Genomic DNA, 23052 nt, shown 5'->3' on the forward strand with positions numbered 1-23052 from the left:
CCCACCATCAGGCAGCACCCTCAACGAAACAGTCAACGGTCTTATCAAGAGCAATCGCCTGCGATAGCAGTGCGGTGACGAGCCCCCGGCGAAGTCGTACGAGACTTGCCAGTTGGATTCGAAGACCATCGGAATTCTCATGAGCATCGAGCACCATTCGGGCGACTTGACGCTGGCTGGCCAAATCGGGAACCGGGATGGGTGTCTCATGAATCTTCGCCTGACTGATGTTGAACATCGAGGCGCTCGTTCCCGTTGCAGCGCCAGTGAGGTGCTTCCGTGTTTCAGCTAGACCCATGGCAACCACTAAATAGTCAGGATCGAGACCCTCGCTCGGAACCATTCGAAGCGTTTTGTCGCACAGGAAGAGCCCCTTCCGAACATCTGCAGGGACACGGCAAACCGCACCTACCCGCGCGGGGGTGTTCGCCCGTGTGATCAGCACGTCTCCTCCACGCACGATTGCCACGTCCGGCATCACTGTGTCAGGCAGAAGCGCCTTTGCTTCCTCTGGAACAAAGCGATGTGGAGTGACTGCACTGACCTTGAGGACCCCCTGCTCCAGCAGTGAAGGTGGCGTCCCGGTCGTCATCGGACTACGCCCTCCCTCGATGCGATGGAGGTACGTTCCAAGTTCGAAGCGCGGTTGAGTAGCGAGGGCGTCTTCAATGAGTGTCTTCATGACGTCTTCAAGCGAGTCGGCCTCGTGGGCGAGAGCGCCGATCTGGCAGTCCACCGCATCCAGCACCGATACGATTCGACGCTGCTCAATCAGCGAAGGCAACATGATTGGGATGGCCCTGACCTTCTTGCCACTGATCTCAGGGAAAGTGCTGCCGGTGGCCCGACCCTCGAACTCGCTTCGGTTCGCCTGAACCCAGTACAAGAGGAACTTCGGCAGCACACTGTCCCCTGCAACGAGCGATTGGAAGCCTTGGTTCGTTGCCATGGGCTGGCCAGCGAGGCCAACTGCCCCGACTGTCGCACGCGAGGTGAGCAGCACTGCGTCTTTCGGGAGCAACTTGGCAGATGAAGCGGCGAGACCGGCAGCGCTAATCGTTCGGTCGGTTGAGGTGATCACCTCGCCTTCCCGTTTGGTCAGTTCGCCGGGCGTTAGCCAGAGGACTTCGCCGCCCCAATAGTTCGCCTGCTTAGTGCTGGGAGTCCCGCCGCCTACAACATCGGCGATGTCGCCAAGCGTGGTCTCAACCCACTCAGTCATCGAAGCCCTCAATGCCTGCAGCGGTGAGGACAGCGTTCATGTGGGCTTCGGCAGCCACGCGGACGGTCTTGGCTTCTTGGTAAGCCACGATGAGGGTGCCGAGATCGGCTTGCTCTTCGGCAGCAACCTTGATGTAGCGCCCGATGTTGAGGTCGAACCCGTTGGTTTTGATTTCGTCGAACGGTACGAGTCGGACGTTGGCCCCGAAGTCGGGTCCATCAGGGTCATCACCTGTCTTGTACGCCTCGGTGAGGACCGTGATGTCGTCGTCACTCATCGAGTTCATGTTGCGACCCTTGGCGAACCGGGCGGACCCGTCCACGAACAGGACGTGGTTTTTCCGCTCAGCCCGCTTGGAGCCTTCGGCTCGGAAGATGAGCAAGCATGCGGGGATGCTGGTCGAGTAGAACAGGTTGGGTGGGAGTCCGATGACGGCTTCGAGAAGGTCCTTCTCGACCGGGCACTGGCGAATGCGGCCCTCTTCGCCTCCACGGAACAACACACCGTGCGGCATGACGACACCGACGCGCCCGGTGACGGGCTTCATCGACGTGATCATGTGCTGAACGAACGCGTAGTCGCCCTTAGTCGCTGGTGGCACACCACAGAATGCGCGCGGGTCGGCAGGCCACTTTTCGGCACCCCAGCCGGAGAGAGAGAACGGCGGGTTGGCCGGGACGGTGTCGAACTGGGTGAGCGTGCCGTCTGGGTTGCGGAACTTCGGGTCCCTGAGGGTGTCGCCGCGTTTGATGTCGAACGTTTCCGGGTCGTGAAGGAAGAGGTTCATCTTGGCGATCGACGCGGTGGTCAGGTTGACCTCTTGCCCGAACACGCGGAGGGTGCGGGCGTCCTTGCCGTTGGCGCGGAGATGGTTGATTGCCGTGACGAGCATGCCACCGGAACCGGAGGTGGGATCGTAGAGCGATTCACCCGGTTCAGGTTCGAGGATGTTGACGAGGAGGTTCACCACTGCTCGTGGGGTGAAGAACTCGCCTGCCTTCTTGCCTGATTCGTCAGCGAAGTTCTTGAGCAGGTACTCATAACCCCGGCCGAGAAGATCGGTTGTGACAGTCGTCGGGTTGAGAGTGATCTCGTTGAACTTGTTGATCACGCCAACGAGCGCAGGTTCCGGCAGGCGTTCCTTGTTTGCCCGGGCAGCGTCACCGAAGATCCCAGACAAGTAGGTCGGGTTGGCCTGCTCGATCCGGGTGAGCGCCTTCTGGATGTTGGCACCGAGGTTGCCGGTGGTGTCATTGGTGACGTCATCCCATCGGGTGCCGTCGGGGAGGATGAAGTCGTGGAACTCGGCTTCCACTTCGGCAGTGAGGTCGTCTCCGTACTCCTCGACCGCTTCGGCGTGCTCGTGGAGCCATGTGTCGGAGAGCCACTTCCAGAACAGCATGGGGAACACGTAGGTCTTGAAGTCTGCCGGGTCCACCGGGCCACGGAGTGCGTTGGCGGCGCCCCAGAGTCGGCTTTCAAGTTCCTGCAATGTGACTGACACTGGTTCGCTGCTTCCCTCGTTTTGGTCGCTTCTCGCTCCTGCTTATCGGCAAACCCGTGGGAGTGCCGTACCCCATCCCCCATGAGCAGAAGCGCGTTGTCACCTTAGACATTGAGTTGGCCGCGTGAGCGCTGAACCAGTCGAACTGGTCCCGCCGAACAAGTCGATTCTCTACTGGTCATGGCCGGGGTAGATCGGTGACTGCTTGCGCCATTGAACGGATGGCTCGATTGAGCGCTGCTTGTGCCGCCGCCGAGTTCCCGAGGTGGGCGGCACTCTCGAAGTCGCGTGCGGCAGCGGCCAGCGTGTTTGCATCGACGTAGAGCCTCGCGAGTTGGGCGTGGGTGATGACGTAGTCACCCATCGGTGTGCGTTGCCCTGAGCGTTTACGCTGGCGTGCTTTGCGGTCGGCTTCGTGGGCTCGTTGGTGGTTGGCGCAGCGTGCCTGCTGGCCTTCGTCGGTGGTGTTGCAGTAGTCGCAGTTTTCGCACCAGTAGAAGTAGGCGCTGTCGGGGGCGAGGCGCTGGTGGCTGCGGCGGGCGACGGCGACTTTGCGGCGTGGTCGGCGACTGGACGTTCCGGGCGCTGGTTGTGGGTCCCGGTTGGGGCGGGCGTTGGGCTCGATGTCGTCGAGCGTGGTGTGCCAAGAGCCTTGGGTAGGGAGTCGGTACACCTGTTGTCGGGTCATCGCAGGCCACCAAGGTGGCGGGTGCGGTGCTCGATGATGGTGAACCTCCACGGCGGGGCTTGCGCCTTTGTATACCCGCCCGGTGGGGGCGCCGTCGCGTGAGCGCGACCGGTCCATCCAAAGCGGGCCCGGCCGTCCGGAACCGGGTTTGCGTCCCGGACCTGTCCCGGACCTCGCAAGGTTGATGTCCCCGACCTGTCCCGAACCTCAGCCTGACGGCACTTTGGACGGCGTCTGGACGGTCTGATTGCCGATCCGGGGGCTCTCGCGGTCGACCGATCTCCTTGGCATGAGCGACAACGAGATCCCCAACGGGGCACCCAACGTGACCACACCACCGCGAGTGGACGTGGTGGCGCACCAGCGCCGCCGGTTCGGACATGGATCAGTCCAGGGCTTCCCGGGGGCGAGGCGATCGTGCTTCAGTTCCCCTCACGGACTCGAACAACTGTTCGATCCATTGTTGGGAAGGAGGACACCGCATGCGCCATCGGCACAGACGACCGCTCGTCGTCCTCCCGTGCTAGCACGGGCGCCGACCAACCACGCGCTGACACCCGCCGCCCTAAGCGAGTCAAGCGTGGCCCGAACCCCATTGGTGTCATCATGCCTTCACTCGCCCTACCCAAGGAACTGTCCGGCTACCGCCCCCAAGACGTGGGGCTGGTAACCCACGCGGCCATCGCCATCTTGGCGCCCGCCCTCCCGGGCCTTGACCCGGTCACGCTCCCGGAGCGGGTCCTCGACATCACCGGTGCGCTCGTCAACGGCGACAACCACAACCGTCGCCGAGTTCTGATGCTGACCGCTGCCGGGCATGTCTGCACCTACCTGCGCCGCTTCGCGCCGACCGCACCGTGGGAACTCCTCGGCTGCGAGTTCGACACCGGCGGTGGCCGCACCGACGTGGCGTGGCGTCACACCGAGACCGGGGTGGTGTTCTTCGACGAGATCAAGACCCACAACCGGTCGATCTCCCAGATCTCCGACCGGGTCATCGCGCAAGCCAACCGGCAGGCAGTCGGTGGCATGGAGCAGTTCGGTGACCTGTTCGCCGGTGTCCGCATCCTCCCGTTCGGCGCCCTGCACTTGGTGACGTTGGCTCACCCAGCCAGCAAGCGCATCCTGCTGTCTCCGACCCAAGCAGAACCCCTACGTCAATCCGACGCTTCGACCCACGGGTCGTCGTCATGAACGCCACACCCTCGAACGTGCCCGTTGAGTCATCCCCGGCGGTACACCCGGCTGCATCCCCAGAAACGGTGGAGTTTGCTGCGGTATCCCCGGCGGAGACGGCGGTGTCACATGAGAGCGGTCGCGATCAGACGACTCACCCTTGCGGTTCAGACAAGCCGAGGGTGGTGGCGCGATGACAGGCGTGGTTCTGGCGCCCGCGCTCCAACGACGGCAGCCAAGGCCTTGGCTGCGCAACGTAGGCAGGCGCTGACACACCTTGCGCTGGTCCGTACACAGAACGGACACGTGCCGGGCCCAGTCATGACGGAGGTGGCCTCGCGGCTGGAAGTTCACCCCGAGCACCTCAGCAAGATGCTGCGGGAGTTCTGCCGCACCGCGAGGGTGGCGGAGCGGCCGGGCAGCACCTACAAGAAGTGCGTCCCGGACGAGTGGCAAGCCAAGGTCCAGTTCTTCCTGAACAAGGGGGTGGCCAGCAAGGCCCACAAGGCGCTCGCAACTGCTGGCCAACTCCCCGAAGGGATGAGCCTACGGGCGTTCCAGCGGCGGGTGAAGGAATGGGACCCGGCACTGGTTGCCTGCGCCAAGGGCGGCTACCGGGCGATGGTCAAGCACCAGTTCTTCAACATCGAGCACATCCCCCACCGGGCCTACGCGTACGGAACCGATCACACGAAACTGCCGATCATGGTGATCCCCGAACGGGGCATGAAGCCGATCTGGCCGTGGCTGACCACGCTGATCGACCTCAAGACCCGGTTGGTGTTGGCGTACCTTCTCACCGACCGTGTCCCCAACACCGCCGACAGCATCGACACTCTCCTTGAAGGTGTCCGTGGCTGGTACACCGCCGACGGAGTGTTCGTGGGCGGGAAGCCCAAGTTCCTGCGTTCGGACCGGGGCGGCGACTACATCTCGGACGCGTTGGCCATGAACCTCATGGACCTCGACATCGGGCGACAGTTCACCGAGCCGTACTCGTCATGGCAGAACGGACGTGTTGAGGCCTTCAACGGCACCATCGACCGGGGACTTCGCACCCAGCATGCCGGGATTCCACCCCGGCGGCGAAGAGGAATACACCCGCCGGGTTCTCAAGACCCCCATCCCGGTGACGTCGCTGGTGACGTTGGAGGTTCTCGACCGCAGGTTGGGCGACTTCTTCGGCGACTACAACAACCGCGTCCACTCGGCTCTCAACGGTCTGAGCCCTTTGCAGGCATGGGCCGACGACGACCACCAACCCGAACTCGCAAACAGCGAAACGGTCATGAACGCCATGTCGTACAAGGAGTCCCGTCGGCTCAACCACTACGGCATCGAGATCCGCAACGCCCACTACAGCCACCCGACGCTGGCCGGGCTGCGCAAGGAGAACGTCACACACGTCGAGGTCCGCTTCCATGCCCACGACCGGCACCACATCGAGGTGTTCGTCGACGGCGTCTGGGAATGCACCGCCACCAAGACGACCGTCCAGCCCGAGCACCACCGCCTCGGTGTCTTGTCGGTCCGTTCCGGCCAGCGCCGCGAGGTCGAGCGCCTCATTCGGACGGCCGACTACGAGCGCGTCCTCGCCGAGCAAGCCCGTCTGCGTGAGGAAGGCATCGACGAGTCCGAGATGCCCCTCCTGCCGCCCCACCCCGACGAGGACACCGAACCCGGAGCGCCTGCGATGCCCGATCTGCCGGACCTCGTCGATGACTTGGGCGGCGTCATCGACACCGCCACGGCCCGGTCGGGCTCGCTCGGCGCCACCTTGTCTGGCAGCACCATCGACACGCTGAACAGGGCGCTATCTGACTCGCCCCTCCTCGACCCGGACGAGTCCACCGTTCTACCCACCATCCCCGACCTGATCTCCCCCACCGAGGAGGGCGCAGCATGACCACCACCGCGACTACCGCCACAGCCACCTACCTGTCCCAGAGCGCGGCCTTGCCAGCCCGGACTGCCGCTACGTGCCCACGTCACTGATCGACGGGGTCAGCCCGGCCGTGAAGGTTGCTGTTCGTACGGGCGGATGCTGCCTCATCGACGGTCCCGTCGGCGTCGGCAAAACCACGGCCGTCGTCGAGGCAGCCCACGCGAACTCGACTGCAACGCCGTCTACATCAACATGTTCGGCACCTCGACACCCCGCGACCAGATGGACGCCATCTGGACCGGGATGACAGGCACCCGGGGTGTTGGCACCGCCGCGCAGATCCGCGACGACATCCTCGACACCCTCAGCCGCAAGCGGATGACGCTTCTCATCGACGACGCCCACCACGTTGGCCTCAAGGGTCTCTCGCCCATCCCGGCCATCTGGAACCGCCTCCACACCGCACGCGGCACCGGCACCCCCATCGTGTTGTGCGGCAACAGCCCGGAACGGCACCTCAAGTCGACCTTGCCCGAACTGCTGTCCAGGTCCTCGACTCGCTACGTCGCGAACCCGCTCGCCGGGAAGCAACTCGTCGCAGCCGTCATGGCCATGGAACCGCTCATCGCCGGGACCGCCGAGGACACCATCCGCCACATCGACGCCCGCCACTTCCGAGGCGAAATCCGCCGCTGGGACCAGTTCCTCGACATGGTCCTCCTCTTCCGGGGCGCCAACACGGACCCGCACCCGCTCACCGACGATGAGGCCAAGACGGTCCTCTCGATCATGCCCGGCGGTAACCAGTGACCCTCGCCCTCCACCACCCCGTCATGGTGACCGAGGCACCCGCTGATGTGCCTGTCACCGAACTGGGTCGACTTGCCGTCCACGACCTCTCGACCGCTGTGTTCGTGCCCACCGACAGCGGGCACGGCAAAGCAGGCATCGCGACGGATGCCCTCAACGCGCTCGGCAAACGCGACGACGTGACCGGCAAGCCCCGCAACGACACCGGGGTCGCCGAAGTCGTCCCGTTGTGGCTAACCGCGCACCGCACCCGCCTGCTTGTCGTCGCCGCTTGCCAACGCACCCCCGTCGCCACACTGCTGCACCTCGTCGAGATGACACAGGCAACGCCCACCTCGCTGCTGTTCGCCACCGACCACGGTCACGCGGCTGGACTGCACCGTGCCCTCGCAGCCGCCGCCCCGGCGCTGGTTGCGTGGCCGGACCTGCCCGACACGCACCCGTCCCACGACCCCGATGCGACCGCGACCAGCGGTCAGTGGGATGCCCGGGAACCGGTCCTCCCGGCAGTCGAGTACTGGACCTTCTATGCGACAGCGAAGCGACTGCTGAGCCCGGACCGCTTCAAGCCTGTCCACGATCTCTACTGCGACACCATGAACCGGCTCACCGACTGGCTCGCCACCCTCGACGCTGCCGGGGCCTCGCTGACTGTCGATCTTGCACACGCGTCCATCAAGACCCTCATCGAGGAACAGACCACCTTCGACAAGGTCACCGTCGTCACCCGAGCCGCCCAAGCCGCCTACCACCGCCACGGCTGGTTCCTCGACGTCGACGAACGCGAACTGCGCAACGGGCTCATCCGATTCCCACCCTCGAAGACCACCCCCGACCTGTACGACCGGCTCCGCGCCTACTACGAACCCAGCCGCGCAGGCACCGTCGCGCTCTACCTCGCCGGGGCCACACCCGACGCCATCCGCGCCACCACCGTGGACGACCTCGCCCACTGGCACCACGACCCCACCCACTGGTCGCCAACCAGCCGGTCCCCGACGAGGCCGCCCCCTACCTTCGTGCCGTCCTACTCGCCCGTGGGGTGGACGGCGCCCAACCAGTGACCCGGCGTTCCCCGGTCACGAGCGTCGCGTCCTTCTCGACCTTCGACAGGCCGCCACCGACCTCGACCTCAACATCGGCGAAGCCGTCCTCAACCAGACCCACTCGATCGCCACCCGACGCGTCCCCACCAGCATCGTGAAACTGGAGCGCCTCACATGAGCACCCGCATCGACCGGGAACGGCTCATCGCCCTCCGCATGAACCGGGGACTCGCCGTCCGGCAACTGGCCCACGACTGCGGCATCGAGATCGCCGTCCTCAACCGCCTCGAAACGAGCGACGACCCCAGTCTCAGCACCCTGTCCGTTGCAGCGCTCACCCGGCTCGCGGACCGGCTACAGGTCCCCGTCGGGCACCTCTTCACCGACGGCACCCAGCCCCCTGCGGACGCTGCTTGCCGGGACGGTGGAAGCGACTCCGTCGCCGATGCTGCGTCGCTCGGAGCGCTCGTCACCGCGCTCGATCACGGCACCTCAATCGTCGCCCTCGCTGACGGCCTCGGCTGGACCACCGACCGAGTCCACAACGCCGCCGACGCCCTCGACCGAGCCCTTCGCACTGTCGGCATGACCGTGTTCAGGAAGTCCGGGCTCCTGTCCATCCGACCCATCGACGACACCCACGCCACCGCCGAACTCGCCGTGCGTCGACATCCCCGAGCCCACAACACCCAACGCCTCGCCAGCCCAGCCCGAACCAAGATCCTCTACCGCGCCGCCCACACCCCGATCAGCCCCCACAGCCTCGCCGAGAAGGACCGCGTCAACATCGCGACCCTCCTCAAGGCCGGAGTGCTCATCGAGAACAACGACCGCTGCTTCGTCCCCTCGCCCGACGTCCTCGCCAGCCTCCACCCCGAAGGCATGTGACGACATGGGAAATCGACTCGCCGATCTGGTCGGACCGTTCTACGACACCGAGGGCGCCTCCACACTCCTTGGCATCAGCGAGCAAGCGGTCGCCGAACTCCGCGACTCCGGCGACCTCCTCGGCATGCAAACCAGCGACGACGACTGGGTCTACCCGACGTTCCAGTTCACAGGCCATCAGGTGAATCCCGCACTCCTGCCAGCCCTGCGCGTCCTTCACGGCCAGCCCGCCCGGTCCATCGGAGTCTGGTTCGTCGCCCCTGACGAGAACCTCAACAACCTCTCCCCATCGAATGGGCCGAGGCCGGAAACCCGCCGAATGCCATGGTCACGGCCGCTCGCCGAACCGCAGCCCGGTGGAAGGGATTCATCTGGCCGTAAAGCCGCAACCGCTCATCACCGCACCCACCCAAGACCACGCTGAGGAGACACCCATGGCCGACACAGACATCTACGAACCCGTCCCCCTGAGCAACCCGGTCAGGGGCACCCTCACCCTTCACTTCGCCGGGGCGACCGTCGAGCGACGCATGAGCCTCGCGGAGGCCCGGAACGATCAACGCCATCAACGACGACAAGCAGAGCGGCGCCCAACTCGACTGGTCCGACCTGCGCTGGTTTCAATACGCATCCGAGAAGGTCCTCGCGTGCGAGTTCACCCCTGACGAAGACCTCGGCTACGGCCTCACCACCGACGACCGCGCCGCCCTCACCAAGCATGGACACCCGCACGGCATCCTCCGCACCCTTGTTGATCACTGGCGTACGCGGGGGACTGAGCCGTCGTACAGCCCTCTCGCCATCGTTCACCTATCCAAGTTCGCCATCGAAGGCACCAGCCGCGACGACCTGACCAGTCTCATCCATGCCCTCGAAGGAGACACCGGTCGCAAACTCCTCCAAGACCCCATCACCCAAACCCAAGACACCTCGACCCGGGCAGCGCACACGTCGAGCAATGACCAGCCCACGGGCACGCACGAATCCGATGCCGCCACATCACACGACGATGGAGCCGTCAGGGAGACCGGTCCCGACAAGGACCTCGAATGACGAAGCCAATGAGGCCGACCTACGCCGACGAGCAGGCACGCCAATGGAACGTCGCCCTCACCGAACTCATGAACATCGGTATGACCTGCGCCGACGCGAGCCTGTGGGCGACCCACCGTCGAGCATGGAAGAACGAACTCCTCTGCGACCGTGTACGCGGTTACCTCGATGCCGGATTCACCCCACGCGAAGGCCTGTCGTGGTGGAGAGTCCGGGTTCGCGCCTCGATTGCCGTCGACTGGGCCAACGCCGGATGGACCCCACTGCAGGTCGAAGAGTTGTTCCGACTCCTCCACCCACTCGGTCGTCTCCCCGGCTTCACTGGACCCGACCGCGCAACGTGGATCGCGCTGAATGACTGGCGTGACACCGGCATCCCAGCGACCCGGTGCCTCGCCTACGTCCGAGCAGGAACCAGCCCCGAAGGGGCAAGCAAATCGAAGCCCGCCGACAGGCCGGAGCGCCCGTCGACGACGCGATCGAGGTCCTCACGCGCCTACGCGCTTGACCCCGGACCGAGGGCACCGCCGCAAAACAGCAAACAGAATGCCATTCCCAGCACGACCTACCGGGGCTAACGTGCACCTTGCTCCAGCCACTCGGCGGGGAGCACCAGCACAACGGGTCGTCACGGCCCGGGAAGGCGGCCCCCAATGGCCCCCACCTCATCTCGCATCGCTGCTCCCGGACCCTTTGAGGTCCTGTGGTTCCCCGACCAGCCCGACGAGATTCACCTCGTAACCACCGATGCGACCTTCACCGACTCCAACGGTCAGCGTCCCGGCTTCTGGATCACGTTCTCCCGCAACCCCAAGAGCGCTAACTGGCACCCGGCCTACTGGAACCGTTGCGTCCGCGCCCTCAAGAACGATGGTCAGCCCGCGCCCGACGAAGTTGAGGAGCACAATCGTCGCCTCGACAAGCGCGGCAAGCACATCGTTGATTGGAACAAGACCCACGACAAGGACTGAACCCGGCAAGGCGACAACTCCCGACCGTCTCGCCGACCCGCACGGCTCCTGACACGCCTGTGGCCCGAGTTGCCTACCACCGCAACTCGGGCCACACCGCCGGGCAATCTGGTCCGCCTGCAACCGCGTACCGGATCAACCGTCTAGTCGACAGTATTGATCGCCCAACCGAGAAGCGGAAGGCAGTGCGCCCGCGAACGTCCCGATGCCGTAGTTCCGGGGATGAGATCGCTCGTGGCCCTCGCTCGCATTCCGCCACACCTCTAATCCACAGAACCCCCGAGGAGTTTCCCTCGGGGGTTCTGCATTCGGCTCAAGCGGAGCGAGGATCGCGGTGACTCACGGGAGAAAGCACTTGTCGCAGCACATGTCGCAGCACATGTCGCAGCACTTGTCGTTCCGACAGCAATTCACTGTCGTCCTACAGGCAGCGGCGCGTCGCAGCCGCTGCCCTCGTTGCCCAGTTCAGCTACAGCCGCTGGTGCTTCCGCAGCCTTCGCACACGTAGCACGAGCCAGCGGGGCGCATCTTCGTTCCGCAGGTCATGCAGAGCGGGCTGTCGACCGCCGTACCCGTGAGCTTCTCGAAGAGCTCGGCGGAGGTGTGGACGCCGGCAGGGGGCGTCCTTGACCTCTGCGGTTTCGTGGCGGCCGCGAGCGGCCTCCTCAACCTCCGAGGCCAGCGGCGCGTCCGCGTCGGAGGAATCCGAGACGACCTCGACGTCGACCGGGGAGAGCAGCTCGGAGGCCGAGCCCGTCTCCTCGACGATCGGCTCGTAGGAACCGGTCTCGAGCTGACGCTGACGCTCCTCGGCGGAGTAGATGCCGAGAGCCGAGCGCTCCTCGAAGGTCATGTAGTCGAGGGCCGGGCGGCGCCAGACGTAGTCCATCAGCGACTGCGCCATACGGACGTCCGGGTCGTCGGTGAGACCGGCAGGCTCGAAGCGCAGGTTGGTGAACTTCGAGACGTAGGTCTCGAGGGGGACGCCGTACTGCAGGCCGATCGACGTGGCGATCGAGAACGCGTCCATCACGCCGGCCGGGGGTCGAGCCCTGCTTGCCGAGCTTGAGGAACACCTCGCCGAGCGAACCGTCCTCGTGCGCACCGGAGGTCATGTAGCCCTCGGCGCCGCCGACCGTGAACGACGTCGTGCGCGAGACGCGCGACTTCGGCAGGCGCTTGCGGGTCGGGGCGTAGACGACCTTCTCGATGACCTTGGTCTCGACGACGTCGTCGCCTTCGACGTGCTGGCCCCGGTCGCGCTTGGCCCGGGTCCGACTTGCCGTCGGAGAGCGGCTGACCGACCTTGCAGGAATCGCGGTAGATCGCGGTCGCCTTGAGACCGAGCTTCCGGGACTGCATGTAGACGTCCTCGACCTCTTCGACCGTAGCGGTCTCAGGGCAGGTTCACCGTCTTGGAGATGGCGCCGGAGAGGAACGGCTGGCAGGCCGCCATCATCCGCACGTGGCCCATCGGCTTGAGCGAGCGGGCGCCCATCGCGGTGTCGAAGACCTCGTAGTGCTCCTGCTTGAGGCCGGGCGCGTCGATGACGTGACCGTTCTCGCCGATGAAGGCGACGATCGCCTCGACCTGCTCGGGCTGGTAGCCCATCTTCTCGAGCGCACGCGGGATCGTCTGGTTGACGATCTGCATCGAGCCGCCGCCGACGAGCTTCTTGAACTTCACCAGCGAGAAGTCGGGCTCGATGCCGGTGGTGTCGCAGTCCATCATGAAGCCGATGGTGCCGGTCGGCGCGAGCACGGAGGCCTGCGCGTTGCGGAATCCGTTGGTCTCACCGGTCGCGATGACGTCGGCCCCGGGCCTGCGTCGCGAGCTTGAGCACGCGGCTGTCCTCGGTGTGCAGCACGCGCACCACGTCGTTGGCGGCCCGGTGCTTGCGCATGACCCGCTTGTGAGCCTCCGCGTTGCGCTGGTAGCCGGCGTAGGGACCGACGATCCCGGCGAGCTCGGCGCTGCGCTTGTACGACGTGCCCGTCATCAGCGAGGTGATGGCAGCCGCCATCGAGCGACCGCCCTCGGAGTCGTAGCCCGGGCCCATGGCCATGAGCAGGGCGCCGAGGTTGGCGTAGCCGATGCCCAGCTGGCGGTAGTCGCGAGTGGTCTGCGCGATCGGCTCGGTCGGGAAGTCGGCGAAGCAGATCGAGATGTCCATCGCGGTGATGATGAACTCGACGGCCTTCGCGAAGAGGGCGGCGTCGAACGTGTCGTCCTCCTTCAGGAACTTCAGGAGGTTGAGCGAGGCCGAGTTGCACGACGAGTTGTCGAGCGACATGTATTCCGAGCACGGGTTGGACGCGGTGATGCGGCCCGTCTCCGGGTTGGTGTGCCAGTCGTTGATCGTGTCGTCGTACTGCAGACCCGGGTCGGCGCAGGCCCGGGCGGCCTCGCTGATCTTGGTGAAGAGCTCACGGGCGTCGACGCGCTCGATGACCTCGCCGGTGCCGCGGGCACGCAGGCCGAAGTCGGTGCCGTCCTCGACCGCACGCATGAACTCGTCGGTCACGCGGACCGAGTTGTTGGCGTTCTGGTACTGGACCGACGTGATGTCCTTGCCGCCGAGGTCCATGTCGAAGCCGGCGTCGCGCAGGGCGCGGATCTTGTCCTCTTCGTTCTTCTTGGTCTCGACGAACTCCTCGATGTCGGGGTGGTCGACGTCGAGCACGACCATCTTCGCGGCACGACGCGTGGCGCCGCCCGACTTGATGGTGCCCGCGGAGGCATCGGCACCGCGCATGAAGGAGACCGGGCCACTCGCCGTACCGCCGCTCGAGAGCAGCTCCTTGGACGAGCGGATGCGGGAGAGGTTGAGGCCGGCACCGGAGCCGCCCTTGAAGATGAAGCCCTCTTCCTTGTACCAGTTCAGGATCGAGTCCATCGAGTCATCCACCGAGAGGATGAAGCACGCGGAGACCTGCTGCGGCGAAGGAGTGCCGACGTTGAACCAGACCGGGGAGTTGAAGGAGAAGTACTGGTTGACCAGCAGCCGGGTGAGCTCGTGCTCGAAGACCTCGGCGTCGTCGGTCGACTTGAAGTAGCCGTTGTCGATGCCGGCCTTCGTGTAGGTCTTCACGACCCGGTCGATGAGCTGCTTGAGGCTCCACTCGCGCACGTCGGTGCCGACCGCGCCACGGAAGTACTTCGTGGTGACGATGGTCGAGGCGTTGACGGACCAGAAGTCGGGGAACTCGACACCGCGCTGCTCGAAGACGGTCTCGCCGGTCTTCCAGTTGGTCTGGACGACGTCGCGGCGCTCCCAGTTGATCGCGTCGTAGGGGTGCGTGCCCTCAGTGCTGAAGACTCGCTCCAACGTGAGGCCTGCGCCGGTGACAGGCGTCTCGGTCATGGGTTCTCCTTCGAATCCGTCTGGATGGTTCATTGGTTCTTCTTCTTCTACTTCTCGGAACTGGTCGCCCGGCACGCGGCTTCCCCACCACGTGCCGGGCAGTCTGTGTCAGCCAGTCGTGACTGGCTGGGTGAGGCGGCGCTCCGTGCGGAGCATCTCGATCTCTGCTTCGAAGTCCTCCGCGGACTGGAAGGCTCGGTAGACGCTGGCGAAGCGGAGGTAGGCGACCTCGTCGAGCTCGCGCAGCGGGCTCAGGATCGCGAGGCCGACCTCGTTGGCGTTGATCTCGGCCTCGGCCGGACAGCCGCAGCGCGTCCTCGACCGCCCGGCCGAGGCAGGCGAGCTGGTCCTCGGTGACCGGGCGGCCCTTGCAGGCCTTGCGGACGCCGGCGATCGCCTTGTCGCGGGTGAAGGGCTCGCTCGCGCCACTGCGCTTGAGCACCATCAGCTGCATCTGCTCGACGGTGGTGAAGCGCTTCTCGCAGCTCGCGCACACCCGGCGGCGGCGGATCGAGGACCCGTCGTCGGCCACGCGGGAGTCGAGGACCCGGGTGTCGGTCTTGCGGCAGTAGGGACAGTGCATCGCGAGACCTCCTTCCGGGCGCGACGAAAACACCCTCCATAGGGTGTCAACGCATGTGGATCAGTGGATGTTTCCTGTGGAGAACTCGTCCCGGGCTGTGCAGTCGAGCCCTGCTCTTGTGAACTAGATGTGGAAAACCACAACGGTGTAACTACTAGATGTAGTGGTAACCGTACGTCGGGGGCGCAGGCGTTGGCAAGTGACCCGAAAGGGCTACTTCTCGGTGGCCGTTGCGGCGGGGTAAAACCGCAGGTCAGTGCCTCACACCACCCGTGGGAACGGTCCGGACAGCGGCGTGTCGGAGCAGGTCTCGCCGTTCGCCGTACCCGCGAAGTCGCCACGCGATTGGGCCCCATCAGCCACAATGACCCGGTGGCAACGGGTAAGCGCTGGTTCGCGCCGGGGAGCGAAGCAGGCGTCGTCGTTCAACCTGCCCGCCCTCGCGTTGGCGCTCGCAATCACGGCCTGCCTGATCGCGTGGGGCTACCTCGTCTATCTCGCCATCGACTTCGGTACGTCGGCGCGTGCCGGTGAATCGGGGAGCGTGGGCCTTCCTCGCGCTGGCCTCGCTGGGCGCCGTGGCATGTCTCTTCGCGGGCCTGCTGTTCGTGTCCCGACTGCTGCGGGCGCTGGGAATCACGAAGGATCTCCCCGACTCGTCCGAGACGGCGCCCGCCCCCGTCGCCGCCCGTGCACCCGGCGGTCGTCGCGCGGCCCGTTAGCGGCTGCGGAAGAACTTCACGACGTAGGTCGTCTCCCCGGTCGGGGATCCCGTCGATGGTGATGCCCTCGACCGTCACCACCGCCTTGCCGACCGGCGCCCGCGGCCAGCTTGCGGGCATCTCCCAGACCGGGGTCGGCATGCCCGGAGCGCCCTCGGGAGGGTGGACCTCGATGCCCTCGACCGGCGCTCCGTCGAGGGTGACATGGACCGTGGCATCGGTGAAGTCGGCGCCCTCGTCGCCGCTCGAGAGCGACCAGCGGCCGCGCGGGGTCGAGCCGGTTGGGGAACCAGCCCGCCGACGGCCAGCTGACCCACTCGGGGTTGGGCGCCGAGTCGTTGAAGGGACGGCCGAACAAGTAGGACACGTTCGCGGTCGCCGTACCCCCGAGACCGATCGCGGTGAGGGGCGGGTAGAGGAACCAGCGCCGGTGCCCGACGGCGAAGTTGATGTCGCCCCAGTCATCGAGGTAGTTCTCGATCTTGTCGGCATTGGTCTCGCTGCGGATTCCCCGGTAGAGGTTGGACATCCCGGCGGCGTCGTAGCCCGCTTGCGTCCAGCACGGCCACGACTTCGGCGGGTAGTGGTTGACCGCGTTCTGCGCCGTCATCATGATCGCCGCCGCCTGCGCCTTGGGCACGGAGGCAACGTCCGGGCCCACCGGCTTCAGGCCTGCCAGCCGGCGGGCGAAGTTGATCGCTCCGAGCTGCTTGCTCGTCGACCCGTTGGCGAGCCGGCCCGTGGCACAGCTCTTGACGTCGCCGCCCACCCACCTCGGTCGGCGCTCGTCGGCAGCTCGCCACATCTCCTTGTACGCCGACCGCACCGCGCTGCGACTGTCCGTGTCGATCGCCTCGGCGGACCGTGGGGTGATGTCGTCCCGTTCGATCGCGCTCGCGCCGGGCGTCAGGCCAGCGGCGAGGGTCAACGCGACCGCTGCCGCGGCGAGGTGGCGTAGGCGCACGGGGGGACGCTATCGCTCACTGCTGGTTGGGGTCGGTCACCAGCTGCGGTGTCGCCTCCGGGATCTCGAGAACGACGGATCCACCCGCGACCGTCACGGTCTCGTCGATGTCCTCCCGGGCGCCGCCGTTCACGCGGAACCTGCCGGAGTAGACCGTGTCCACGCTCGGAGCGACCGCGTCGAGGTCGGTGTAGGTGTGGACCACGTCCCGGTCGGGGTACGGGTGTCCGGCGCTGCTCGTCGTGGCGGTCGTCTCGTCGCCGTAGTGCCGGGTGTAGGACGTCGGCGTCGCCTCGATCTCGACCGTCTGGCCGAGCAAGGTCAACGTCTTGATCGTCGGTTTGTTGTTGGTCGTGTAGAAGATCGTCTCGAAGTTCACGAGCGTCTGCCCACCCACCGGCTGGATCTTCGGCTTCGACTGGGGCCAGTCAAGGCTCTTGAATCGCTTGGCCACGATGGCGGCGATCGGTGGTGTGAAGACCTTTTCCTCCGCGGCCGTCAGGCATGCGGTGCCGATGTAGACGCCGTTGCGCAGGACGGCGTAGATCGAGCCGGTCTCCTCGCCGACCGTGCAGGCTCTGGGGTTGCTGCAGAGCTCGGGCTCGGTCGACTCTCCGCGCCAACAGGCCCGGAAGACTTCGTAGACGGCTTCGGTGTCCGCGCTGGCCTTCTGCCTCAGCTCATCGCCGGTGAACTCGCATGTAACCGAAGCCGTCAGCAGATCCGCCGACTCGACGCAAACGGCGGCAGCTCGGGCTTCCGTGAACATGACCAGCGCCGAGGAGACAAGCACTAGTGCAACCCACTTCGCTGCGGCCTTCATTGGGACAACTGCACTAGGTCTGAGATGAGCCAGGGAATCCTCATCACTGACGAGCGAGGCTCGATAGACGACGTTGCCACCCTCAAGGACTTGCACCTCCGCTGCCTTCGATTCCTTGTAGCGAGTCACCGGCGTCACCACTTCGACCCGATAGTCGGACCCCTGCTCCGTGTCTTGGTCGTGCCGAACACGCACAATCTTCCAGCCGGCCCACTTCACGTACCCGCCGTTCGCGTAAAAGCTCTCGACCCGTTCCGCGGTCTCCGAGCAAGGGCGGCATTCCCGGGTGAGTAAAAGGAACGCGGTCGTCTCGCCCGTCGCCTGCATTTCTGCATTCGCCTCGTTGAAACGCCGGATGAACTCCTCCGGCGTCTCAGGCGCGGCGGTCGACGTCGACTCAGTCGGACTCGGCACCGACGTCGTCGGGTCAGGAATCTGTGGGACCGGCTCGTCTTCCGAACACGCACTGAGCAGCGCGAGCGAAACCGGGAGCGCGGCAGCGAGCGCGCGGCGTAGGGACATGACGGGTCCTTCCCCGAGAAGATTCGTCGCCCTGAACTTACCGCTGCGCGCCCTGCTTCGGCACTCTGCGCGGCAGGTTGTGGACAAGGCCGGCAGTTGGCTCGTTTGTCTCCACAGGTTGGACTTCAGGACTCGCCTTGGCGTCGCCCGTCATTTAGCGTGTTCGTCGTCCGGCTGGGGCCGGACTCTCTCGGGGAAGAAGGCTTGCATGTCTTATTCGTTTGTACGTCGCGTCGCGATCGCCGCCGCCGCGATGCCGTTGCTGCTTGCTGGGTGCACCGACGACGAGCCGGTGCCGCAGATCCCGGACCCGACCACGTCGTCGCCGACGGCCTCGGAGACCACTGCCGCCCCCGAGCCCCGGGAGGAGCAGACCGAGGACGGAGCGATCGCGTTCGCGAGGCACTGGATCGATCTCCTGAACGATGCGCGGCTCGAGTTCGAGACGGAACCACTCGCGAACGCGAGTACGCCCGAGTGCGCGACGTGCAGCAACTACGTGAGCCTGATCGACGAGTGGCAATCCGACGGCACCACGTACGTCAGCAAGCCATGGAGGATTGAGCAGGTCGGGGTCATCTCAAGCGAAGCGGACGCCGTCGAACTCGGACTACGCATCTTCAGACCGGTCGAAGAAATCACGAGCCCGGTCGGTGAGGTCGAGAAGAACCGCGGAACACGGGCGACTTACGCCGCAACATTCCACTGGGGTGACAGTGGCTGGCGCATGCACGAATTGGTGATTCCGGAATGAACGGCCGGCTCTGGCCCTGCCACTGGCTCTGTTGATCGCGTGCATCTCCCTCTCCCCCGGCGCAGGCGGGGGACAAGGACGGCACCGACGTGAGCGATGGACCCACGACGTTCGATGTGCAGAACAGCGAGAACGAGGGAGTCCGAGGACGAACCCGGGGAAATCCACCCCCGGCGCGCAGGCCACGCCAGCAAACAACTCTGGCCCAACTGGACCCCAGCCAGTGGTGAAATACGTTGCCCTCTGCGTACACGGAGACGCCAGCCGGGGAAGGAAGCGCCTTCGGATGCCCCTCCGGCGAGCAACTGGGTTGCGGTGAAGGTGGGTTCCTATTCAAGGTCTACGTGACCTTCCCGGGACAGCCGACAGAAACCTCGACCGAGTGCATCGAGCCCGGCGATCCACCGCCCCCCACCGAGACGGCGCCCGTCGACATCCCGAGCGAGGTACTGAAGGCCTTCGAGAAGGTGCCGCTCCCTGCGTCCTCGATCAGCATCCAGCCACCCGGAGGCGAGACGCTCGTGAACTTCAAGACGATCCTGTCGACACCGGCCGCACAGCACCGGGTCACGGTCCACCTCGACAAGGTCAAGATCGACGTCGTGCTCGAGCTGACGCCGAGTCACTTCTTGTGGAAGCACGGCGATGATTCGGTTCAGGAATCGTCCAACGCCGGTGCCGTGTGGACCGAGGGCGCGGAGGTCGACGGCGAGGGCTTCATCACCCACGTCTACACGCAGAAGCTCAAGGCCGCTCAGGTCAGCGTCGACACCACCCGGTCCGCCCGATTCAGGGGTCCCGGCGACAAGGAGTGGCGAAACGTCGACGGAACCGTCACCAAGGTAGGCGCGCCCGTCTCGCTGGCCGTTCGGGAAGCAACACCCCAGCTCGTCACCGACCCGAACTGACCAAGTCGGCACCTCACCCGCGCGGTCAGGGGCCACAAATCCGGGAATCGTCGGGACACGCCGTACGGCGAAAGCGACACGCGGCAGGCAGATGCACTCGCCCTCTCGAAGTGGCCCCGGCCGTCGCACCCGCCGACAATGGTGGCGGCACCTCGCAGTCCGAGGCCCCACATCCACGCCATCTGCCGCCCACCCCCAGAGCGAAGCGGGCCAGCCGCGAGAAGGCGGCGAGCTTCAGTGTGGACTTGGTGTCACCAGGTGACACCAAGTCCACACCGAAGCGTCTCAACGAAGCACCTGCAAATGCCGCGAGGGGCGGACCACCGTGGTGGCCCGCCCCTCGTCTTCCCCGGCCCGCCAGCCGGGGTCGAGTCGGCTGGCGGAGGCTTGGTGGGTCAGTCGTCGCTGACCGGCACGCGGAGCCTCTGGCCCGCGGAGAGCGCGGCGGACTCGAGGGCGTTGAGCCGCTCGATCTCGTGCATGGTGGAACGGATGTCGCCGTCGACGTTGAGCTCGGCGGCGATGCCCCACAGGGTGTCGCCGGTGCCGACCATGACGATCTCGGTCGGCTCGGCCTTGCCGGGCGTCTCGGAGCCAACGGCCACGGAGCCCGGGAAGAAGGCGGCGATGAGCAGCAGCGTCAGCGCCGCGAGGAACACGACGACGCGACCGCGGCGCGTGAGGCGCACCGAGCTGGTCGGACGGGCGACGCGCGGGGGCGGAGAAAGTGGGGGAAATGCTGAGGGTGCTCATGTTGGCCTCCCGGGGGAAGATCAGCCGGTCGTGGGGTCGAGGGAATGTCTAGACGGAGCCACCGACAACGGCGGTGGGTCGAAGAGACGTTCGATCGAACATGTGTACGACGGTAGAGCATGTGTTCGAACGACGCAAGCACTCGGACGAACATTTGTTCGATGGATCAGAACCTCCGACACGCCTTCGAACAAATGTTTGAACAACCGCTCGGCTGTGACTACGGTGAGACCAATCGATCCGCAGGAGGCGCCGCCATGGCGAAGAAGGAAACACCGGACGCACAGGTCCTGCCCATGCCCGACGGACCGCCCGACGCCACGGGCCTCACTCCTCGCCAGCAGCGGGTGCTCGCGACCATCAAGGACGCCATCGAGACCCGGGGCTATCCACCGAGCATGCGTGAGATCGGCGCCGCCGTTGGCCTCACCAGCTCCTCCAGCGTCGCCCACCAGCTCAAGACGCTCGAGGAGAAGGGGTTCCTGCGACGCGACCCCAACCGGCCGCGTGCGTTGGAGGTCTTCCTGCCCGAGCTGATGGCGGCACGTCGCTCCATCTCGAGCGCCGACGAGTCGACGTACGACGAGACAGACATCGGCAACACCGCTCCCCCGGCGACCTACGTCCCCATGGTCGGGCGGATCGCCGCCGGTGGGCCGATCCCGGCCGAGGAGCGGATCGAAGAGGTCTTCCCGCTGCCCAAGTCGCTGGTCGGCGACGGCACCCTGTTCATGCTCGAGGTCTCCGGCGACTCGATGATCGACGCGGCCATCTGCAGCGGCGACTACGTCGTGATCCGCCGGGGAGCAGACCGCGGAGAACGGCGACATCGTCGCGGCGCTGATCGACGGCGAGGCGACGGTCAAGACGTTCCAGCGCAAGGACGGCCACGTCTGGCTGATGCCGCACAACGTCAACTACGACCCCATCGACGGCACCAACGCCACGATCCCGGGCAAGGTGACCGCGGTCCTGCGCCGCATGTGAGGCTCGTCGATTGACCCAAATGCGGGCATGCGTCCGGGCGCACCCCTCCCGCACGCTTGACGGACCTCATCCTTGGCCGGCAGCCGCGGGCGGCCCCGGACATCCCTGATCTGATCCCCGGGGTCGACCGGGGACAAGCCCGATGCCGGTCAACCGTCAGCCGGGCTTGGGTAGAACAGTGACGATCCTCGCTCCACGCCCCACGGCGTCCGACACTCCGATTTCAGCGCGCAGCAGCCGCCGCGGCCTGCGCGAGCTCGGCTTCATCGCGCTTCTCTACATCGCGTACGCCGCCTCGCGGGTCTTCGCAGACGACGCGCTCGCGCCGGCGCGGACCGGGCGTGGCGCATCGTCGACATCGAGGGCTCCCTGTTCGTCGACGTCGAACGCGACGTCGTCGCGTGGTTCGTCGAGCACGACGTGGTCGGGCTGCTGGCGGCGTACTACTACGCGACCGCCCACTACGTCGTCACGGCCGTCGTCCTCGGCTGGCTCTACCGGCGCCGCGCCTCGCTCTATCCTCGGGCCCGGCAGATCCTGATCGGCAGCACGCTGGTCGCGCTGGTCGCCTACCTGTTGATGCCGACCGCGCCGCCGCGGCTGGTCGGGTTCCCCGACCTGATGGCGATGCACGCCGACAGCGGCTGGTGGGGCGAGGCCGCGTCGGCGCCGCAGGGCGTGGGCTGGATGACCAACCAGCTCGCCGCCTTCCCGAGCATGCACGCCGGCTGGTCGCTGTGGGTCGCCCTCGCGGTCACCGCCGCGACCACCCACCGCGCGCTGCGCGCGGCCGCCCGGGGCACACGTGGTCCTGACCGCGATCGTCGTCGTCGGCACCGGCAACCACTGGCTGCTCGACGTCCTCGTCGGCTGGGGCATCGTCCTCCCGGCGTGGCGAACAACGGGTGAACGTCTCGAGCCCGGGCGTGATCTCCCGCCCGCTGCGTCGTTGTCCGGTGCGTGACCTCGACTCCACGCACCCTCCCCCGGCGAACCGTCCTCGCCTCCGCCACCGCTGCCACCGCTGCGACTGCCGCCACCGGACTGTCCGGGACCCCAGCGGGCGCCGCACCTGACAGCACCTTCTTCCGGCACGGCGTCGCCTCCGGTGATCCGCTGCCCGACCGGGTCGTGCTCTGGACCCGCGTCACACCGACGAAGGACTCCACGCCCGGTTCCGGGACGGGACCCCGGGTCACCGTCGAGTGGGAGGTCGCCACGGACCGACGCTTCCGCACGGTCATCAGCAGCGGGAAGGTCGCGACCCACAGCGGACGCGACCACACCGTCAAGGTCGACGCCACCGGCCTGCGGTCGGCCACCCGGTACTACTACCGCTTCACCCTGCGCGGCCGGCACAGCCCGGTCGGTCGCACCCGGACCGCGCCGGCGCTTGACGCCACACCCGCCAACCTGCGGTTCGGCGTG

Annotated in this window: 20 protein-coding genes and 5 pseudogenes; 14 read left to right on the forward strand and 11 right to left on the reverse strand. The window is 66.2% G+C overall.

From position 1 onward, the window contains the following. Nucleotides 1-7: 7 nt before the first annotated feature. The 3 genes from LP418_RS07160 to LP418_RS07170 form a co-directional block, all read right to left on the reverse strand. Nucleotides 8-1222, reverse strand: a complete 1215-nt coding sequence (locus LP418_RS07160) for a restriction endonuclease subunit S (RefSeq protein WP_257955806.1) — start codon at nucleotides 1220-1222, stop codon at nucleotides 8-10. Continuing rightward, nucleotides 1215-2726 (reverse strand): type I restriction-modification system subunit M, encoded by a 1512-nt coding sequence (locus tag LP418_RS07165; RefSeq protein WP_257955807.1) that lies wholly within the window; start codon nucleotides 2724-2726, stop codon nucleotides 1215-1217. Before LP418_RS07165 ends, LP418_RS07160 begins: the two co-directional genes overlap by 8 nt. Before the next feature lie 178 nt (nucleotides 2727-2904). Further along, on the reverse strand, nucleotides 2905-3399 hold the full coding sequence (locus tag LP418_RS07170; RefSeq protein WP_257955808.1) for a hypothetical protein: 495 nt from the start codon (nucleotides 3397-3399) through the stop codon (nucleotides 2905-2907). 621 nt (nucleotides 3400-4020) lie between these two features. On the opposite strand from LP418_RS07170, the gene LP418_RS07175 reads away from it, so the two are divergent. Beyond that, a complete protein-coding gene (locus LP418_RS07175; protein WP_257955809.1) occupies nucleotides 4021-4608 on the forward strand; it encodes a hypothetical protein in 588 nt (195 codons plus the stop codon). 668 nt (nucleotides 4609-5276) lie between these two features. On the opposite strand, the gene LP418_RS07180 is transcribed toward LP418_RS07175, so the two are convergent. Next, the gene (locus LP418_RS07180) at nucleotides 5277-5420 is read right to left on the reverse strand and encodes a hypothetical protein (RefSeq protein WP_257955810.1); all 144 of its coding nucleotides are present in this window, start codon (nucleotides 5418-5420) and stop codon (nucleotides 5277-5279) included. 233 nt (nucleotides 5421-5653) lie between these two features. Between LP418_RS07180 and LP418_RS07185 the strand changes: the two genes are divergently transcribed. From LP418_RS07185 to LP418_RS07210, 6 genes are all read left to right on the forward strand, one after another. After that, nucleotides 5654-6496, forward strand: coding sequence for a Mu transposase C-terminal domain-containing protein (locus tag LP418_RS07185; RefSeq protein WP_257955811.1), 843 nt, complete (start codon nucleotides 5654-5656; stop codon nucleotides 6494-6496). 231 nt (nucleotides 6497-6727) lie between these two features. Further along, nucleotides 6728-7285 carry a hypothetical protein gene (locus LP418_RS07190; RefSeq protein ID WP_257955812.1) on the forward strand — a complete coding sequence of 186 codons (558 nt, stop codon included), beginning with the start codon at nucleotides 6728-6730 and terminating at the stop codon, nucleotides 7283-7285. Between the two features lie 104 nt (nucleotides 7286-7389). Further along, a complete protein-coding gene (locus LP418_RS07195) occupies nucleotides 7390-8349 on the forward strand; it encodes a hypothetical protein (protein ID WP_257955813.1) in 960 nt (319 codons plus the stop codon). A 156-nt stretch (nucleotides 8350-8505) separates the two neighbouring features. Further along, complete coding sequence (locus tag LP418_RS07200; protein WP_257955814.1) at nucleotides 8506-9219, forward strand: helix-turn-helix domain-containing protein; 714 nt, start codon at nucleotides 8506-8508, stop codon at nucleotides 9217-9219. A 4-nt stretch (nucleotides 9220-9223) separates the two neighbouring features. After that, nucleotides 9224-9643, forward strand: coding sequence for a hypothetical protein (locus LP418_RS07205; protein WP_257955815.1), 420 nt, complete (start codon nucleotides 9224-9226; stop codon nucleotides 9641-9643). Between the two features lie 1282 nt (nucleotides 9644-10925). After that, nucleotides 10926-11243, forward strand: a complete 318-nt coding sequence (locus tag LP418_RS07210; protein ID WP_257955816.1) for a hypothetical protein — start codon at nucleotides 10926-10928, stop codon at nucleotides 11241-11243. A 768-nt stretch (nucleotides 11244-12011) separates the two neighbouring features. Here LP418_RS07210 and LP418_RS32750 read toward each other — a convergent pair. The 3 pseudogenes from LP418_RS32750 to nrdR all read right to left on the reverse strand — a co-directional run. Next, nucleotides 12012-12439: pseudogene (locus LP418_RS32750) on the reverse strand (TSCPD domain-containing protein); the annotation flags it as partial. Nucleotides 12440-12520: 81 nt separating this feature from the next. Next, nucleotides 12521-14608 (reverse strand): annotated as a pseudogene (locus LP418_RS07215) (vitamin B12-dependent ribonucleotide reductase); the annotation flags it as partial. A gap of 108 nt (nucleotides 14609-14716) precedes the next feature. Beyond that, a pseudogene (gene nrdR / locus LP418_RS07220) lies at nucleotides 14717-15191 on the reverse strand (transcriptional regulator NrdR). A 372-nt stretch (nucleotides 15192-15563) separates the two neighbouring features. Between nrdR and LP418_RS07225 the strand changes: the two are divergent. Further along, nucleotides 15564-15725 (forward strand): hypothetical protein, encoded by a 162-nt coding sequence (locus tag LP418_RS07225; protein ID WP_257955817.1) that lies wholly within the window; start codon nucleotides 15564-15566, stop codon nucleotides 15723-15725. After that, the gene (locus tag LP418_RS07230) at nucleotides 15716-15913 is read left to right on the forward strand and encodes a hypothetical protein (protein WP_257955818.1); all 198 of its coding nucleotides are present in this window, start codon (nucleotides 15716-15718) and stop codon (nucleotides 15911-15913) included. Before LP418_RS07225 ends, LP418_RS07230 begins: the two co-directional genes overlap by 10 nt. 16 nt (nucleotides 15914-15929) lie before the next feature. On the opposite strand, the gene LP418_RS07235 is transcribed toward LP418_RS07230, so the two are convergent. Beyond that, nucleotides 15930-16877, reverse strand: a complete 948-nt coding sequence (locus LP418_RS07235; RefSeq protein WP_257955819.1) for a CAP domain-containing protein — start codon at nucleotides 16875-16877, stop codon at nucleotides 15930-15932. Between the two features lie 16 nt (nucleotides 16878-16893). Then, entirely contained in the window at nucleotides 16894-18222 is a 1329-nt protein-coding gene (locus tag LP418_RS07240; protein WP_257955820.1) for a hypothetical protein, read from the reverse strand. 292 nt (nucleotides 18223-18514) lie between these two features. Here LP418_RS07240 and LP418_RS07245 point away from each other — a divergent pair, with 292 nt between their 5' ends. Beyond that, on the forward strand, nucleotides 18515-18976 hold the full coding sequence (locus LP418_RS07245) for a DUF6318 family protein (protein WP_257955821.1): 462 nt from the start codon (nucleotides 18515-18517) through the stop codon (nucleotides 18974-18976). 344 nt (nucleotides 18977-19320) lie between these two features. After that, a complete protein-coding gene (locus LP418_RS07250) occupies nucleotides 19321-19884 on the forward strand; it encodes a hypothetical protein (RefSeq protein WP_257955822.1) in 564 nt (187 codons plus the stop codon). Between the two features lie 395 nt (nucleotides 19885-20279). Here LP418_RS07250 and LP418_RS07255 read toward each other — a convergent pair whose 3' ends face one another. Continuing rightward, nucleotides 20280-20573 (reverse strand): LysM peptidoglycan-binding domain-containing protein, encoded by a 294-nt coding sequence (locus tag LP418_RS07255; protein WP_257955823.1) that lies wholly within the window; start codon nucleotides 20571-20573, stop codon nucleotides 20280-20282. A 321-nt stretch (nucleotides 20574-20894) separates the two neighbouring features. On the opposite strand from LP418_RS07255, the pseudogene lexA reads away from it, so the two are divergent. Next, a pseudogene (lexA, locus tag LP418_RS07260) lies at nucleotides 20895-21624 on the forward strand (transcriptional repressor LexA). 276 nt (nucleotides 21625-21900) lie between these two features. Here the strand turns inward: lexA and LP418_RS07265 are convergent. After that, nucleotides 21901-22041, reverse strand: coding sequence for a hypothetical protein (locus tag LP418_RS07265; RefSeq protein ID WP_257955824.1), 141 nt, complete (start codon nucleotides 22039-22041; stop codon nucleotides 21901-21903). On the opposite strand from LP418_RS07265, the gene LP418_RS07270 reads away from it, so the two are divergent. Beyond that, nucleotides 21994-22533, forward strand: coding sequence for a phosphatase PAP2 family protein (locus tag LP418_RS07270; RefSeq protein ID WP_257956930.1), 540 nt, complete (start codon nucleotides 21994-21996; stop codon nucleotides 22531-22533). The two genes, LP418_RS07265 and LP418_RS07270, sit on opposite strands and share 48 nt — an antisense overlap. Nucleotides 22534-22755: 222 nt before the next feature. After that, nucleotides 22756-22947, forward strand: a pseudogene (locus tag LP418_RS07275) (PhoD-like phosphatase N-terminal domain-containing protein); the annotation flags it as partial. Nucleotides 22948-23052: the final 105 nt, after the last annotated feature.

This window comes from Nocardioides sp. B-3, from assembly GCF_024703895.1.
Taxonomy (GTDB): domain Bacteria; phylum Actinomycetota; class Actinomycetes; order Propionibacteriales; family Nocardioidaceae; genus Nocardioides.

Excerpts from the sequence above, each read along its gene's own strand:
- LP418_RS07205 (WP_257955815.1), top strand. The coding sequence starts at position 9,224 with ATGGGAAATCGACTCGCCGATCTGGTCGGACCGTTCTACGACACCGAG.
- LP418_RS07185 (WP_257955811.1), top strand. The coding sequence starts at position 5,654 with ATGCCGGGATTCCACCCCGGCGGCGAAGAGGAATACACCCGCCGGGTT.
- LP418_RS07240 (WP_257955820.1), bottom strand. The coding sequence starts at position 18,222 with ATGTCCCTACGCCGCGCGCTCGCTGCCGCGCTCCCGGTTTCGCTCGCG.
- LP418_RS07200 (WP_257955814.1), top strand. The coding sequence starts at position 8,506 with ATGAGCACCCGCATCGACCGGGAACGGCTCATCGCCCTCCGCATGAAC.
- LP418_RS07175 (WP_257955809.1), top strand. The coding sequence starts at position 4,021 with ATGCCTTCACTCGCCCTACCCAAGGAACTGTCCGGCTACCGCCCCCAA.
- LP418_RS07210 (WP_257955816.1), top strand. The coding sequence starts at position 10,926 with ATGGCCCCCACCTCATCTCGCATCGCTGCTCCCGGACCCTTTGAGGTC.
- LP418_RS07160 (WP_257955806.1), bottom strand. The coding sequence starts at position 1,222 with ATGACTGAGTGGGTTGAGACCACGCTTGGCGACATCGCCGATGTTGTA.
- LP418_RS07180 (WP_257955810.1), bottom strand. The coding sequence starts at position 5,420 with ATGCTGTCGGCGGTGTTGGGGACACGGTCGGTGAGAAGGTACGCCAAC.
- LP418_RS07190 (WP_257955812.1), top strand. The coding sequence starts at position 6,728 with ATGTTCGGCACCTCGACACCCCGCGACCAGATGGACGCCATCTGGACC.